This window comes from Marinobacterium arenosum (assembly GCF_019795155.1).
In the GTDB taxonomy this organism is placed as follows: Bacteria; Pseudomonadota; Gammaproteobacteria; order Pseudomonadales; family Balneatricaceae; genus Marinobacterium_C; species Marinobacterium_C arenosum.
This window is the reverse complement of the sequence record NZ_JAILYN010000044.1, coordinates 18673-36121: the sequence shown is the minus strand read 5'-3', so window position 1 is coordinate 36121 and position 17449 is coordinate 18673. Positions and strand designations below refer to the sequence as shown.

Below are 17449 nucleotides of genomic sequence, written 5' to 3'. Positions count from 1 at the left end.
AGCAGCGGGCTTGGCATGCCCTTTGGGTACTGACCGCGACAAGAGATAGTTCTATCGGCACCCAAAGCGGTCGCCCTCGGAGCGGGCTGCTACGGCGCTCAGCCCTGTAGCAGCGGGCTCGGCATGCCCTTTGGGTACTGACCGCGACAGGAGATGGTTCTATTGGCACCCAAAGCGGTCGCCCTCGGAGCGGGCTGTTACGGAGCTCAGCCCTGTAGCAGCGGGCTTGGCATGCCCTTTGGGTACTGACCGCGACAAGAGATGGTTCTATTGGCACCAGAAGCGGTCGCCCTCGGAGCGGGCTGCTACGGCGCTCGGCCTTGTAGCAGCGGGCTCGGCATGCCCTTTGGGTACTGACCGCGACAGGAGATGGTTCTATTGGCACCCAAAGCGGTCGCCCTCGGAGCGGGCTGTTACGACTCAATCCGCAGTCTTGTAGGGTGGGCACGTTGTGCCCACGCGGGAATTTTTACCTGAGGTAGATGACTCCCGCTAAAGCGCGAAGAAGCAATAAAAAGACGGAGGGGATAACCCCTCCGTCTAGCTGGTAATACCCTCTGTTAGAACGAATTATCGTTTGGCAGCGGGCAACCAAGGTTGTTGTCGCTATCCAGCTCGCCGGCCAGCATCAGGATGGTGTCCCGATCGCCGGTGGCCAGTGCGGCGTTCACCGCATTGATCACCGCCGTTGCGGTGCGCGGATAGTCGACCCCGCTGTGAGCGGCGTTCAGGATGGACGCCACTGCGGCACGCAGCAGGATTTTCGCCGCGCCACGGATGGTTTCACCACCGTCATAGCCCAGCGCATCCAGCAAGGTGTCGCTGTCGGAGATCGCATCCTTACCATTCTTGTAATTGTTCGGAATGTTGAATACCGATACCACTGTCTGGTTCGGGCTGTAGACCTGCCAGCTACCGGTGCTGTTTTTCCAGAAGCCCGGCGTACAGCCTTCATCACCCGGGATGATCTCATTGACGTAGCGGCAGACGACAATCTCGTCCTCGTCGACACGAATGGTCGCCAGGGTGCCGGCAATGGTGGTGTCGGCATCCAGCGAGCCGTCCGGGTTGCGGCAAGACACACTGAGGAACAGGGTGTCAGGCGGCAGACCGGTTTCGTCCACGGTGTAAACCGTCGGCATGCCGAAGGTGGTGGCCACGGAGATCGGCTCGGTCTTGGCGAAGCCGTCGGTCGCCGGCGTCTGCACCGGACCGTGCGGCGAACCGGTGGTATCGCCACCGATCACCGGTGTCAGGCTCGGCACCAGCAAGCCACCGCCGGTGTAGTCGAAGGTGAGGCCACCACTGCCACGCAACTCTTTCTCGATAATGATGGTAGCCGGACCCGGCAGAGCCACCGGGCAGGTCACGGTCGCCGGTGCGGTCGGGCCGATCTGGTTCGGGAAGCCTTGCGGGCTGTAAACCGCATCGGCGCTGTTGGTTACCCCGTTGCCCAGATCACCGAACTCCGGTGTATACGACAGGGTGAAGCTGATCGACTCGTCTTTCGCCAGCATCGCCAGCGCATCCTGGGTCGCCTGCGGCAGCAGATGGAGAATGCTGTCGTTCGCCATATCGCTAAGCAGCGGATCGGTCAGGCTGACCAGGTCCATCAGCGGGGTGTCGGCAGAGCTGGTATTGGTCAGGGTGAAGCGGAAATCGAGCGGCTCGCCTACTTTCCAGGCACGCTCGTTAATGCCGTCACCGATACCTACCGGGCACTCCTTAACCAGCGTGAAGCTCGGCTGGAACAGGTTCAGACTGTGGTCGTCGCTGTCGGTCAGACTGACGCCGCTGCCGTTCGGCAGATCGTTATAGGTGGCGGTCACCAGGTTGTTGAGCGGATCGGCATCGCCGGCCTGGACCACATAGGGCGCGCTGAACATACAGCTGTCGCCGGCCATTCCCTGCGGCTGCAGGGTATCGCAACCGGCTGCGCTGGCGGCTGCGGTCAGATCCATCTCGGTTTCATCGTCGAACATACCGTCGCCATCTTTATCGAACAGGTCGATAACGCTCTGCAGATGGACCGGCGCAACGCCGGTATTGCTGATGGTGTAGTCGTAGTTGGCGGTATCGGTCACTTTCGACAGGGTATCGCCATCTTTGACGATCTCGATACTGCACAGCGGGAAGGCGGCCAAGCCGAAGTCCTTCAGCTCGGCGTTGAAGGTGTCTTCGGAGCCCGGCGAGCTGCGGGTTTTGGAGATCACGCTGCCGATACAGGGGGTTCTGCCCAGTACCGCGGTGACATCCACCACCATCTCGGTGAACAGGTTGGTATCGATGCTATCGACCATATTGCCGTGGCGGTCGAAACTGTCCCAGTCACCACTGGCAATCGGCTCGTCGTTGTTGAAGGCGCAGATGGTATCGGCGGCGTTGCAGCCGACACTGTTGGAATCCTCGATCTTGACGTATTCGCTACCGTCCCACTCGCGGATCTCGACCGCGCCTATGCCGCCACCGTTCAGGAAGTCCATGGTGACGTGGAAGTCGCCGATCGAACGGCTACCGCTGAACTCGCAGGGCGGGTCGTCCATTGTCGCATCGGTAACGCCGGCCGGGCCGGGCAGTACCATGTCGTCGTCGCAGGGCTCGACCTTGTCCACGCCATGGGCGATGGCGTTGAACTCGTTATCGATATGTACCACGCCGTTATTGGCCAGGCGCTCGGTGCCGATATAGATGATCAGGTGGCCGTCGGCCGGATTGATCTTGGCGGCGAAGTAGATGTTCGCCAGGTCGGATTTCGGCGGTATACCGCCGGCGCTATCCCAGTTCCAGGTTTCGGGCAGGTCGTTGTTCTTGTTGCTGCCGGCAAAGGCGGTCAATTCCACCAAGTTGCCGACGCCAAGGTAATCCTGGATAAAGGCGACCTCGGTGAAACCGAAGGTGATGTAATCCGGCGTACCGATCGGTGCCAGCACATCCTTCGGGTTGCCATCGGCGTCAAAGAGCGCATTCCAGTCCGGCAGTGCGGTCTCTTGCAGAATATTGGCCGGGGCGCCTGCCGCCGATTCATCTGCCCCTATCTCGAACATATTGGTGTCATCGACGGCTTTGACCACGGAGACGACCAATAAGCCAGCTAACAGCACCAGGCTGGCCAGCAACGTGGTCAGTCTGAATATGGGTGAAAACGTTCGCATCTCCCACCTCCTCGATAACCGACTTGCCTAACCGGGTACCGTGGACTTGGCCTTGCGGCCGTGCCGGATTTACCAGAGGAAGCAAAGGATTATATTCCCACCCGGCCACGCAAAGCTGATTAATGTAACCTCTCCCATTAACAACCGTTATGAGAGAGGTTCCTCCTTACTGCGGGAATCAGGGGCGCAAGGTACTCGATCAATGGCTATTGAGCCCAGCAATCTCCCGCTGAAGAAACCCGAAAGACGTATCTTTCTCACAGCTTTCAAAAGCAAAAATCATGCCTTGCATGTAACGCATTGTTTATTTGGAGGGTTTAATGTGGCATGCCGAAAAGTGGATTGAAAACTGTTAGTCTTTCTGTACAGTCTTCAGGATAAGCTCCTAATATACTGATATTTTAAGATAAGCTATTTTGATATATACGGCTTTAGAGAATCATGGAAGTGATTAAATAGGGGCGGTGACTGGTATTACACCGAAAAATTTAGGAGGGTGGAAATTAGTTGTAAATTATCTGTAGCAGTTTCTTGTGTTTTATAAATCTTATTGAACAGCTGTAACCATTTTGATCTTTCACCGCATGCGGTAAATGGGCACCAGCCAGACCGATCGGTCATGGCGTTTCCGAAACCTTAACAGGGATTGCAGCAGCGCCCGAGCCACAGGGTTAAGCATGAAAAAATGCGGCACACCAATGGGACCTTGATGTGCCGCATGGGAATGCAGACTGCATTCCGGGTGGGGTCTCGAAAGCCGAGGCTTTCCCACGGGATTAAGCAGGTTTCAGGCCAATCCCATAATGTATTGATATTTATAAAGTTACGCTTTTAGAAGCAGGGCGCTTACTAGCAACTTGTAAGTTTTTAGTTACAGTTTTGTCCCGCCGGGCCCGGTTCGAGTAACTGTTTCTAACAACCCGATTCGGTTCCTCGGCGATTTCGGAAGCTTCCAGTTCCGGCATGGGGGATATGTGCCGCGTGCTGTACAGTATTTGGTCGTCCAGCGTGTTAGTACGACAGTAAAGCCGCCGGTTATCAATAGGTTAGAGTGTCACTGCAGAATAAACGTTAACCGGCGGCGTCGATTCGTAAGTCAATTTTTGCACCTCCACTAATATCGACCAATGTGTCCGAGTTTTTATCCTTGTATTTCAGCCAGATAGGTTGAAGGCATAGTTATTGCTAACTCAAGCACATGGAAGGTCCGTCTTCCAACTTCCCTAATCCAAAGGCCAGGCATTGGCTATCAAGCCCCTCAATCAGAGGGTCAGAACGGGATCTCCGCGTCAGCGAGGTCATGCCGGCACGCCTGTCGGGGCAGGGTGGGTCTCAAGCCGGACGGAGAGCTTCCAATTGAGGCGTTACAGGGCTTCAGGTGGTTGTTAGCGACGTGGTATCCGCTGCACTTGGATGCAGGCAACGTAACGCCGGATTCTAATTAAGGTTGCCGCCCCTTGGGATAGCGCGTGGTAACCCTGGGAGGTGAGTTATGCCTAGGCTCTCATCATTATTCAAAATCACGTCCTTCCTGCTGGGCTGTATGTTCGCGACGGGGCTGCTGGTTGTCTACACCGCGCATGCGGTGCATGACCTCGGTGTCTTCGAGCTGGACAACAGCGTCAATGGCGCCAACGCCATTGACGAAGCGGTAGTGGGGGATGACTGGGCGACCACCGATCCGGTGGTCTGCGCAGGCACCGGAGAAGCGAGTTGTGGCCTGGTTTCCGGGCCCTTCGTTGATCCGGACGCACCGGGCGGCATGGCCTTCAAGAGCCTGTTCGTAGACGACCCGGACGGCACCGGCAATATGGATGACATCTTCACCGGTGGTGGTTCCAAGGACGACCTGGATGTCAGCAACTGGCAGTGGACCGACGGTTCGGCGCCCGACAAAAACGACCTGTTGCCGGTCGGTGCCGCCGCCTACTTGGAAAGCGGCGAGCTGCTGATCTACCTGTACGGGACGCTGTTTGCACCCAACGGCGACGCCGCCATCGGCGCCTGGCTGTTCAAGAAGAATATCGGCCTCTGTGCCGACGGCAGCTTCGGCGTGGTGGACCCGGACACCGGGCTCTGTCTCGCCAGCCAGCCGGCCGAGCTGCATACCGAAGGCGACATCTTCGTGGTGTCCGAAACCACCAACGGTGGCCGCGAAATCAATATGCAGGTGTTCAAATGGGTCGGCAGCAACGCCGCCGCCTGTACCAGCGGTACCCTGGAGCCGCCGAGAGACAATCTCTGCAAGGTCTTCGATGAGTCGGTGGCGGTCTGCGGCGTAACGCCGATGGACGTGGCCTGCGGGTCGATGAACACCGTACCGACCGAATCGCCCGATACCTGGGGCTTCATGTCCAAGTTCCCGCCGGCTAACGGTCCGGCCAGTCCGGCCGGTACCGACGGCATTCAGAACGACGACTTCCCCGAAACCAGCCTGTTCGAAGCGGGTTTCGACTTTACCGCGCTGTTTCCCGGCGAGATCGGCTGCTTCAACAGCTTCCTGATGAACACCCGGACCTCGCAGAGCGTGCGGGCGCAGTTGAAGGACTTGGCGTTGGGCAACTTCCCGCTGTGCGGTATCGAGGTGACCAAAACGGGGCCGGATCTGTCCAAGATCGGCGACGATGTCACCTACACCGTTACGGTTGAAAACACCGGCGCAATCCCCGCTTACCTGGATTCCATCGTTGATGATGTATTCGGTGATCTGACCGGCGAGAGCGGTGCCGATTGCGCGGTGCTGGACCCGGGTGAAACCTGCTCGTTTGACTTCACGCGCGCGGTACCGGCCGATGCGCCGGACCCGCTGATCAATGAAGTGACCGCCACGTACAACTCGCAGTCCGACCTGGCGGGCGATGAACTGGTGGAGAGCGATAGCCATGAGTTGAACCTGTTCCAGCCCAGCTACAGCCTGGTGAAAGAGTGTCCGGTGGGGATCGGTACCGGTCTGGACGATCGGGCCTGGAAGGTGGGCGAACCGCTCGACTTCCGCTTTACCCTGACCAACACCAGCTCGGCTGACACACCGGTGATGGACCTGGTCAGCCTGACCGATCCGCTGCTCAGCGATATGGCGGACGACAGTATTCTCCATCTACTGCCGGCCGGCAAACAGGCGGAACTCGCCCAGCTGTCGCAGGATGAGACCATCACCTTCGTGCTGTCCTATACCCCGACGTCGGATGACTTCGCCGGTGGCGGCGTGACCAACACCGCCGATGCGGTGTACAACCCGGACGGTTTCCCGAATCAGGTAGCGCCGAATGACGGTACGCCGGCATCGGTCTTCTGCCCGGTGGCATTGCCGGGCCCGGCCACCATCATCATCGAGAAGGAACTGCGTGGCGGTGGCGGCGTACAGTTCACCTATACCGGTACCGGTCTGCTGGTTCCGGGGCTGACGCCGGTGATCGGTGGCGATACCACCGGTTCACCGCATGGCGCGGTGCGCGATCCGGCGGTTGACGGCTTTGCGGTCAGCGATGCGATCTCGGTACCGACGACCTTTGGTACAGCGACGCAGTACAGCGTTGAGGAAACCGGCCTGCCGCCGGGCACCTCGTTCGAAAGCCTGTCCTGCCGCAACCCTGACGGTTCGCTGGACAGTGACAGCAGCGGCTCGGGCGCGACCGCAACGATCAACGTCGATGAAGATGAGATCGTGATCTGCCGCTTTATCAATATCGTGGCACCGAAGCTGACCTTGGTGAAATCGGTGACCAACGACAACGGCGGTACCGCCGTGGTGACCGACTGGACCCTGACCGCCAGCGGCCCGACCGGCTTCAGCGGCACCAGCGGGGTCAGCAGCGATGCCAACTTCGACCAGGGCACCTACGACCTGTCGGAAACCGGCCCGAGCGGCTACAGCGCCTCCAGCTGGAGCTGCGTCGGCGGCAGCCAGGATGACGGCGACACCATCACCCTGGGACTGGGTGAAAGTGCCACCTGTACCATCGTCAACGACGACGATCCGCCGAGCCTGACGCTGATCAAGCAGGTGATTAATGATAACGGCGGCACCGCGGTGGTTAACGACTGGACCCTGATCGCCACTGGCCCGACCGGCTTCAGTGGCACCAGCGGGGTCAGCAGCGATGCCGGCTTCGACCAGGGCACCTACGACCTGTCGGAAACCGGCCCGAGCGGCTACAGCGCCTCCAGCTGGAGCTGCGTCGGCGGCAGCCAGGATGATGGCGATACCATCACCGTTGGCCTGGGTGAAAGCGCCACCTGTACCATCGTCAACGACGACGATCCGCCGAGCCTGACGCTGATCAAGCAGGTGATCAATGACAACGGCGGTACCGCACTGGTAGCCGACTGGACCCTGTTCGCCAGCGGCCCGACCGGCTTCAGCGGCACCAGCGGGGTCAGCAGCGATGCCAGCTTCGACCAGGGCACCTACGACCTGTCGGAAACCGGCCCGAGCGGCTACAGCGCCTCCAGCTGGAGTTGTGTCGGCGGCAGCCAGGATGATGGCGATACCATCACCTTGGGACTGGGTGAAAGTGCCACCTGTACCATCGTCAACGACGACGACCCGCCGAGCCTGACGCTGATCAAGCAGGTGATTAATGATAACGGCGGCACCGCACTGGTAGCCGACTGGACCCTGTTCGCCAGCGGCCCGACCGGCTTCAGCGGCACCAGCGGGGTCAGCGGCGATGCCAGCTTCGACCAGGGCACCTACGACCTGTCGGAAAGCGGCCCGAGCGGCTACAGCGCCTCCAGCTGGAGCTGCGTCGGCGGCAGCCAGGATGATAGCGATACCATCACCCTGGGACTGGGTGAAAGTGCCACCTGTACCATCGTCAACGACGATATCCCGCCGAATATCACGCTGATCAAACAGGTGATCAACGATGATGGCGGTACAGCCGGGCCGGATGACTTTGGCCTGACCATTGGTGGTACGCCGGTCAACTCCGGTCAGACCCTCGATGTAAACGCCAATGTGGCCATCGCACTGGATGAGGCGGGGCTGTTCGACTACGAGTTCATCTCGATCGGCGCGGCCTCCGGCGATTCCGCGAAATGCCCGGATGTCCTTGGCGGCACCGTGACGCTCGACGAAGGAGAGAGCATCACCTGTACCATCGTCAACGACGATATCCAGCGTGATCTCTGCGTTGATCCGGCCACTGGATTGGTCACCAAGCCGCGCACCCTGACACTGGGGTATGAAACCGATAACGACAGCCTGTTTGTCGGTGAACCTCAGGAGGGCAACGAGGTGATCATCGATCCGGACGATCCGGCATTTGCTGGCTTACCTGATCCGGCCTTCATCGTCGTCATCGATCACCGGGGCAACAACATCAGCCCGGCGGTCGGTTACTTCGAAGTCGTCGATGGCGGTTCCTTCACCATCGAAGGTACAGCTGGCAAGCGTATCTCGCCGCGCCATAGATTCTTCATCTATGACAATCCGGCGTTGGTATCACCGATCCAGACTGTGCAGTTCCATACCTCCTGTTCACAGCCGCTCACAGCTGGTGACGAGTACGGCGGTATCACTGTCGAGTCTGCGACCCATTAACCGTTAGCAGGGGAGAACAAGGGGCCGGGTTATCCCGGCCCCTTTTTATTGGGCGCCATTGGGTTAATAGCGTCCGGTAACGATTGTTGCAACGCTGTAACAGTGTATCTGCTCCAAAAATCCGTATTTAAATTCAACCACTTAGCCGATTTTTTGCTGTGTTAACTGGTCAACAGTCAACGGTATAACGTTCAGAAAATGTTACAGCTGCCTGTAAAAATCTCCAGCCAAACGATGTTCGGCTCAAGTAATGTCTATAAAAACAATAGGTTATATCAAGGGTACGCTTGTTGCATGTTAATGGCGCGAGGAAGCCTCAGCTTCCTTTTCCCTTATCCGCAGGGTCAGGCAGTCGCCATGGGTGTCGTCAACACAACGAATACACGCACGACGAATTACGCAAGCCCAAGCGACAAAGTGTTCTTTATTCCTGTTGGGGCGGGACGGGGTCTCGAGCTGTAAGGAGACTTTTACGATCAGTCATCTGGCGTTACAGGATTACTATCGAAGCAGTCCAGCCGATTACCGCTTCAGACTGCACGACGCCGGGAAGCTAATCAAGGCCACCGCCCGATGGGACTTCGGGCGGTAGCCAATGGAGGTGAGACATGCCTCGGTTCTCATCGATTTTCAAAATCACGTCCTTCCTGATGGGCTGTATCTTCGCGACGGGCCTGGTGGTGATGTTCACCGCGCATGCGGTGCATGACCTCGGCATCTTCGAGTTGGATAACAGTACCGAAGGGGCGGACGCTTTTGTTGAGTCCAGTGCAGACTGGGCGACCACCAACTGTCCCGGCCCGGAAGCCAGCTGTGGCCTGGTATCCGGGCCTAATGTAGACCCGGATAATCCGGGCGGCGGCGCTTTCGAAAGTCTGTTTATCGCCGACCCCGACAGTACCGGCAATATGGACGATATCTTTACCGGCGGCGGCTCCAAGGATGACCTGGATGTCAGCGAGTGGCAGTGGACATTCGGCTCGACGCCGGACAAGGATGACCTGCTGCCGATCGGTGCGGCTGCCTACTTGAATGGCGACCTGCTGATCTACATGTTCGGTACTCTGTTCGCGCCCAACGGCGATGCGTCGATCGGCGCCTGGCTGTTCAAGAAAAATATCGGCGCCTGTCCGGACGGGTCCTTTGGTGTTATTGACGACGAAGGCAACTGCCTGAGCAACCAGCCGGAAGAGCTGCACACCGTCGGCGACGTATTCGTGGTCTCGGAAACCACCAACGGTGGCCGAGAGATCAATATGCAGGTGTTCCAGTGGGTCGGCAGTGATGCGGCCGCCTGTGCCGCCATCGGCGGAACACTGGAACCGCCGCGGGATACCCTCTGTAAGGTACTGGACGAGACCATGGCGGTCTGCGACAGCTCGCTAATGGATGACGATGCCTGCGGCAGCATGAACCGGGTACCGACCGAGTCGCCGGATACCTGGGGCTTCATGTCCAAGTTTCCGCCAGCTAATGGTCCGGCCAGCCCGGCCGGTACCGATGGTATCCAGAACGACGATTTCCCGGCTACCAGCTTCTTCGAAGCGGGCTTCAACTTCACCGCGCTGTTCCCGGGCCAGGTGGGTTGCTTCAACACCTTCCTGATGAACACCCGTACCTCGCAGAGCGTGCGTGCCCAGCTGAAAGACCTGGCATTGGGCGGCTTCCCGCTGTGCGGCATCAAGGTCACCAAAGAGGGGCCGGAACTGTCCAAGATCGGTGACGAGGTTACCTATACTGTCACCATCGAAAATACCGGCTTCATTCCCGCCTATCGGGTAAGCATCAGCGACGATATCTTCGGCGATCTGACCGGCGAGAGTGGCGTTGACTGCGAAGTTCTGCAGCCGGACACCTCCTGCTCGTTCCAGTTCACCCGCACGGTACCGTCCGATGCATCGGACCCGCTGGTGAATCTGGTGACCGCGCTGTACAACTCCCAGGCCGACGCCAATGGCGATGATCTCTCCGCTGCGGACGACCATACCTTGGAGCTGTTCCAGCCCAGCTTTAGCCTGACCAAGGAGTGTCCGGTGGGCATAGGCACAGGTACCGACGACCGCGCCTGGAAAGTGGCCGAAACGCTCGATTTCCGCTTCACCCTGACCAACACCAGTTCATCCGACACGCCGTTGATGGAGCTGGTCAGCCTGACCGACCCGCTGCTGAGCGATGCGATGGACGACAGCATCCTGCACCTGCTGCCGGCAGGTACTCAGCAGGCGCTGATGGAACTGAGTGAAGGCGAGTCGATCAGCTTTACCCTGCCGTACAGTCCGACCTCCGACGACTTCACCGGCGGTGGTGTGACCAATGTCGCGGATGCGGTGTACAGCCCGCAGGACTTCCCGAACCAGATCAGCGCCAATGACGGCACGCCGGCCATGGTGACCTGTCCGGTCGCGCTGCCGGGTCCGGCCACCATCATCATCGAGAAGGAGCTGCGCGGTGGTGACGGCGTTGAATTCACCTTCACCGGCAGCGGCCTGCTGGTACCGGGGCTGACACCGGTGATCGGTGGTGACACCAGTACCTCGCCGCACGGTGCGGTACGCGATCCGGCGGTCGATGGCTTCGCCATGACCGAAGCGATCTCGGTACCGACCACCTTTGGTGCGCCGACCCAGTACAGCGTCGAAGAAATCGGCCTGCCGGCGGGTACGTCGTTCGACAGCGTATCCTGCCGTAACCCGGACGGTTCGCTCGATGCGGACAGCAGCGTCAGCGGTGCACTGGCGACCATCAACGTCGATGAAGATGAGATCGTTGTCTGCCGCTTCATCAACACCATTGCGCCGAAGCTGACCCTGGCCAAGATTGTCACCAACGATAACGGTGGCACTGCTCAGGTTGGCGATTTCGATCTGCATGTCAGCGGTGGGGTCTACAACGGCACCGAGGTGTTCAAGAACGGCGATATGCCGGCGGTAGAAGCGGGCGTGAGTTACAGTGTCAGCGAAACCCTGGTCGCCGGCTACAGCCAGACCGGGCTCAGCTGTGTCGATGACAATAGCCTGCTGCCGGTCAGCCATCCGGTCACTCTGGACTTCGGCCAGGCGGTCACCTGTACCATCAGCAACGACGACGACGAACCGAGTCTGACGCTGATCAAGCAGGTGATCAACGACAACGGCGGCACCGCACTGGTAACCGACTGGACCCTGACCGCCAGCGGCCCGACTGGGTTCTCCGGCACCAGCGGCGTCAGCGGCGGGGCTGGTTTCAATGTCGGCAGCTATGACCTGTCCGAGTCCGGCCCGTCCGGTTACAGCGCCAGTGACTGGAGCTGCGTCGGCGGCACTCAGCAGGACGGCGATACCATCAGCGTCGGCCTGGGTGAGAGCGCGACCTGTACCATCGTCAACGACGACAACCCGCCGAGCCTGACCCTGATTAAACAGGTGATCAATAACAACGGTGGTACTGCGGTAGTGACCGACTGGACCCTGACCGCCAGCGGTCCGTCCGGCTTCTCCGGCACCAGTGGCGTCAGCGGTGGCGCCGACTTTGTCGCCGGCAGCTATGACCTGTCCGAGTCCGGCCCGTCCGGTTACAGCGCCAGCAGTTGGAGCTGTGTCGGCGGCACTCAGCAGGACGGCGATACCATCAGCGTCGGCCTCGGTGAGAGCGCCACCTGTACCATCGTCAACGACGATGTTCCGCCGAGCCTGACGCTGATCAAGCAGGTGATCAATGACAATGGCGGTACCGCGCTGGTCACCGACTGGACGCTGTTCGCCAATGGCCCGACCGGCTTCTCCGGCACCAGCGGCGTCAGCAGCGATGCCGGTTTCAGTGCCGGTAGTTATGACCTGTCCGAGTCCGGCCCGGCCAACTACAGCGCCAGCGATTGGAGCTGTGTCGGCGGCAGCCAGCAGGATGGTGACACCATCAACCTGGGACTGGGTGAGAGCGCCACCTGTACCATCGTCAACGACGACAATCCGCCAAGCCTGACCCTCATTAAAGAGGTGATCAATGACAACGGCGGTACTGCTGTCGTAACCGATTGGACCCTGACCGCCAGCGGTCCGTCCGGCTTCTCCGGCACCAGTGGCGTCAGCGGTGGTGCCGACTTTGTTGCCGGCAGCTATGACCTGTCCGAGTCCGGCCCGTCCGGTTACAGCGCCAGTGACTGGAGCTGTGTCGGTGGCAGCCAGCTGGATGGTGACACCATCAGCGTTGGTCTCGGTGAGAGCGCCACCTGTACCATCGTCAACGACGACAACCCGCCAAGCCTGACGCTGATCAAGCAGGTGATCAATGACAATGGCGGTACTGCTGTCGTAACCGACTGGACCCTGTTCGCCAATGGCCCGACCGGCTTCTCCGGCACCAGCGGTGTCAGCAGCGATGCCGGTTTCAGTGCCGGCAGCTATGACCTGTCCGAGTCCGGCCCGGCCAACTACAGCGCCAGCGACTGGAGCTGTGTCGGCGGCAGCCAGCAGGATGGTGACACCATCAGCCTGGGACTGGGTGAAAGCGCGACCTGTACCATCGTCAATGACGACAATCCGCCGAGCCTGACGCTGATCAAGCAGGTGATCAACGACGACGGCGGTATGGCACTGGTGACCGACTGGACCCTGTTCGCCAATGGCCCGACCGGCTTCTCCGGTACTAGCGGTGTCAGCAGTGATGCCGGTTTCAATGCCGGCAGCTATGACCTGTCCGAGTCCGGTCCGGCCGGCTACAGCGCCAGCGACTGGAGCTGTGTCGGTGGCAGCCAGTTGGATGGTGACACCATCAGCCTGGGATTGGGGGATAGTGCGACCTGTACCATCATCAACGACGATATCGCTCCGACCCTCGAGGTGATCAAGCTGCTGGTTCCGGAAACCGACAGTGGCCTGTTCAACCTGTTGATCGATGGCGTTGCCTACGCGACCGATGTTGGCCATAACGGCACCACCGGTATGGTTGAGGTAACCGCCGGCGATATGCATGTGGTCAGTGAGACTGCGGGTACAGGCACCAGCCTGGCCAGCTATGAGACCCTGATCGGTGGCGATTGCGCCCCGGATGGTACGGTGACATTGGCACTGGCGGAGGTCAGGGTGTGTACGATCACCAATACCTTCCTGCCGGGTGACGAAGGCTGTACCCCGGGCTATTGGAAAGTACCGCAGCATCATGACTCCTGGATGGAAACACCGTACAGCCCTGATCAGCTGTTGAGCTCTGTCTTCAACATGCAGGGTATGACCGACCTGAACGGCGACGGCATGGAAGATACGCTGCTGGATGCGCTCAATTATAACGGCGGTACAGGCGTTGATGGCGCGGCCCGCATCCTGATGCGGGCGGCCGTTGCGGCACTGCTGAACGAGGCGTCCTCGGTGCAGTTCTCCGTCAGCGGCGTGATCGGTCTGGTGAACGACGCACTGGCGACCATGAGTCGTGAACAGATGCTGATGCTCGCTAAGAAGCTGGACGATGCCAACAACACCGGCGAATGCCCGCTCAACTGAGCATCAGGTGATATCGATTGAACTGAACCTACGGGAGTAGAAAAGAAAAGGCGAGGGGAGACCCTCGCCTTTTCACGTTTTCAGACTTCGGCTGTCATTCAAGCGTTACTTGTTACGGCCGTTGCCTTTGTTGCCGTTGCCGTTACCGCCGCTACTGCCGCCCTGCAGGCCGATATAAACCGTCGCGGTGTCGTACTTGGCGCCATCGAAGATGGTGTAGCTGAAGCTGTCGCTGTCCTTGAAGCTGCGCGCCGGCGTGTAGGTGACGGTGCCGTTGCTGTTGATCCGTACGCTACCTTTCGCGCCCTGAGTGACGCTGGTGACTTTCAGCGCATCACCGTCCGGGTCGTAGTCATTGCTCAGCACCGGAATGGTGACCGCTGTCTCGCTGCTCAGGCTCACACTGTCGTTAACCGCCACCGGCGCGCTGTTGCCGCTGGTGCTGCCGGTCACGTTGACGGTGACATTGGCGCTGGCGCTGCCGCCTTTACCGTCGCTGACGCTGTAGCTGAACACCTCGGTGCCGCTGAAGCCGTTGGCCGGCGTGAAGGTGATGGTGCCGTTGCTGTTGATCTTGGCGCTGCCATAGACACCGCTGACATTGCTAACGGTCAGGCTATCGCCGTCCGGATCGCTGTCGTTGGCCAGTACATTGATGGTCACCGCCGTGTTCTGGCTGGTGCTGGCGCTGTCGCTGTAGGCCACCGGTGCATTGTTGGCGGTCGGGTTATCGACGACGTAGGTCACCGTGCCTGTTGCGCTGTTGCTGCCGCTGACACCGGTCACGTTGAGGTTATAGAAACCGTCGCTCGCGCTGCTGGCGGAAGTCACCTGTAGGTTGGTGGTCAGGCTGGCACCCGGGGCCAGGCTGGCGCTGCTCTTGCTGAAGTAGGTCGACCAGCCGGACGGCTTGCTGCTGCTCAGCGAGAAGCTGCGGCTGCTGCAGGCGCTGCTGTCGCGGTTGGTCAGCGTCACGCTGTAGCTGACCTGGCTGCCGGCCGCGGCCCACTGGGTACTCGGGCTCAGGCTGATCGACGGGTTGGCCGGCACGCAGCTGCTGCCACCGCTACCGCCACTGCCGTTGACTGTCACGTCGATACGGGCGCTGTTGCTGTCCAGCCAGCTTGTGCTGAAGCTGACACCGGCCGTGCTGTCGCTGTAGCTGCGTCCTTCCTCGAGCGCGGCATCATACATCCCGGAGCTGCTGCCCGGGGTCATATCCAGCAGGTAGCTGCTGTTGGCGTTGGACTTGTTGCCGCTGTGCACGGTTACGCCGTTCAGGTAGTTGATCTGGCTGCCGTAGCCGCTCAGTCCGCTGTCGAAACCTTTCGGCTGGCGGTATTCCAGGTAGTACCAGGTCTTCTGGCCGGTAGCGGCATCGGTTCCCTTGAGAATTTTCAGCGCCTTGGCATTGCCGTTCTGGTCCTCGTACGGCGACAGGGTGTAGTTGCCGCTGGAGGTCACGGTGATCAGCTGCGGCGAGCTACCGTAGCCCAGCCAGCCCAGACGGTCCTTCTGGAAGGCGTTGAAATGGCCGTTAAAGCCGGCACCCATGGTGTCCGGGAAATCGCCATACTCGGTAACCGAGCAGCTTGAACCCAGGGTGCTGCTGCCGCAGTTCATGTCGTGGGAGTGGCCCAGACCGAAGTTGTGGCCCAGTTCATGGGCAAAGATATTCCACAGGTACTGCCCGTTGATCCAGGCCTTGGAGGGCGCGCCGCCAACAGTGCCGAGACCGGAGAAGCCGCAGGAGGAGTTTTTCGGCCACACGTAAACCAGGCGGTCATAGTTGGCCAGGTTGTAACCGGCTTTCTGCGCCTTTTCGTTGGCCAGCGAGCTATAGGTGCCGGTCGGGCAGCCCGACTGGGAGGCAGCGATGGTCATCCAGCCGGTGACATCGGCGTTCAGCCAAGTCTGGCCATAGGAGTTCTCGCGCATGAAGTCGTTGACCTTGCCGTTGACCAGGCTGCTGATCTGCGACTGGCTCCACGGCTGCGCGCTGTTGTCCTGGAAGTTGACCAGCATCACCAGGGTGCGCTGTTCGCCGAAGGTGTTGGAGACCGGGCCCGGCTCGCCGCCATTGCCGCTGCCGTCCAGCGCCAGGGTCTGGATGCCGGACTCATCCGCATTCAGTACCAGGTCGCCATCGGCTTCGTTGGTTTCAGTGCCGGTCAGCAGTTGGCCGTCAACACTGACCTGAGTACCACTACGGTACTCGGCCGGTTTGCCGGCGAAATGCAGCTCGAGGCGCTCGCCGACATTGGTTTTCAGGTAATGGCGCAGCTTATGGCTGCCATCTTCGTAATCTTCATAGACGACTTCCAGCGCGCCTTCGGTGGCGAAGCGCTGCTCCAGTTTTTCCAGCACTTCGGCCGGCATGCCCACCTGCTTGTCTTCGGGAATCGCTACGCGCAGTACTTCGGCCGGGTCGCTTTCCAGCAACTGAGCCAGGTACTGCTGGCGGGCTTCAGCTTTGGCCAGCAGGTTTTCCAGGGCGCGGGACTTTTCTGCGCCACGGGCTTTAGTCCACTGTTTTTTGCTGGCGATCAGCTCCAGGGTGGCATCGCCGGCCGCCTTGCGCAGGGCGGCCGGGGTCGCGGCGGCGACTTCGTGACCATGGGCGTGGCCGTGGCTGTGCGCGATAGCTTCTGCCAGGGTGTTGGTAGAAAAGGCCAGGGCAGAACTCAGGCCGAGTGCGACCGTCAGTCGGGCGATGGATGTCCGCTGCATTTGGATCTCCGCTTGTCGTGTATAAGCGAAAGATCCTCAACGACAGACTCTCCTGAGGATTTACTCTCCTTCGGCGGTCCGGCTATCCACAATGTGGACCCGTGACTTTGCGCCGCCCAATTACTCGGGCTTTGCCTTTATCGGGAGAGGATCTTTCGATGTTTCTTCACTGCGGTACTGTTTTCCCGCAGCAGGAATTCATTCGGCATGACTGTTGGCTGGATGCGTACTTGCATTAGGGAAGGGGCTGCCTTCCGCCAACTTCACTGTTACCGGATACGTTCCCTGTCCGCTTCTCAAGCGACAGTCATTCCGGTATCAACCGGGCGAAACACCCGGCTAAAAGATGTATATCTCTGTTAAGCCGGCGGAACTATAACATAGGGATTGTTCAACATTTATACAGATTTGGAATAAACGGCCGTTTGAATACTGTTGCTTTTCAGCGACAGTGTCAGGCAGACGCCAATTCGAAGATGTCGGGAATTACAGCAGGGGGCGGGGACTCAGTGCTGAGCATCGGACGGGGTGGGCAGCACTTCTACTTCGGA

At 59.7% G+C, this 17449-nt stretch carries 4 protein-coding genes and 1 riboswitch; of the genes, 2 read left to right on the top strand and 2 right to left on the bottom strand.

Annotated features, from left to right (window positions below):
* Positions 1 to 560 precede the first annotated feature (560 nt).
* Positions 561 to 3152 carry a hypothetical protein gene (locus tag K6T12_RS16915; protein ID WP_222224053.1) on the bottom strand — a complete coding sequence of 864 codons (2592 nt, stop codon included), beginning with the start codon at positions 3150 to 3152 and terminating at the stop codon, positions 561 to 563.
* A 1543-nt stretch (positions 3153 to 4695) separates the two neighbouring features.
* Here K6T12_RS16915 and K6T12_RS16910 point away from each other — a divergent pair.
* Both K6T12_RS16910 and K6T12_RS16905 read left to right on the top strand, forming a co-directional pair.
* A complete protein-coding gene (locus K6T12_RS16910) occupies positions 4696 to 8697 on the top strand; it encodes a DUF7467 domain-containing protein (protein WP_222224052.1) in 4002 nt (1333 codons plus the stop codon).
* Between the two features lie 608 nt (positions 8698 to 9305).
* Positions 9306 to 14168 carry a prealbumin-like fold domain-containing protein gene (locus tag K6T12_RS16905; protein WP_222224051.1) on the top strand — a complete coding sequence of 1621 codons (4863 nt, stop codon included), beginning with the start codon at positions 9306 to 9308 and terminating at the stop codon, positions 14166 to 14168.
* A 105-nt stretch (positions 14169 to 14273) separates the two neighbouring features.
* Here K6T12_RS16905 and K6T12_RS16900 read toward each other — a convergent pair whose 3' ends face one another.
* Positions 14274 to 16898: an Ig-like domain-containing protein gene (locus tag K6T12_RS16900; protein WP_222224050.1), complete on the bottom strand. Its 2625-nt coding sequence runs from the start codon at positions 16896 to 16898 to the stop codon at positions 14274 to 14276.
* Between the two features lie 69 nt (positions 16899 to 16967).
* Positions 16968 to 17044, bottom strand: a riboswitch (cyclic di-GMP riboswitch).
* Between the last annotated feature and the right edge of the window lie 405 nt (positions 17045 to 17449).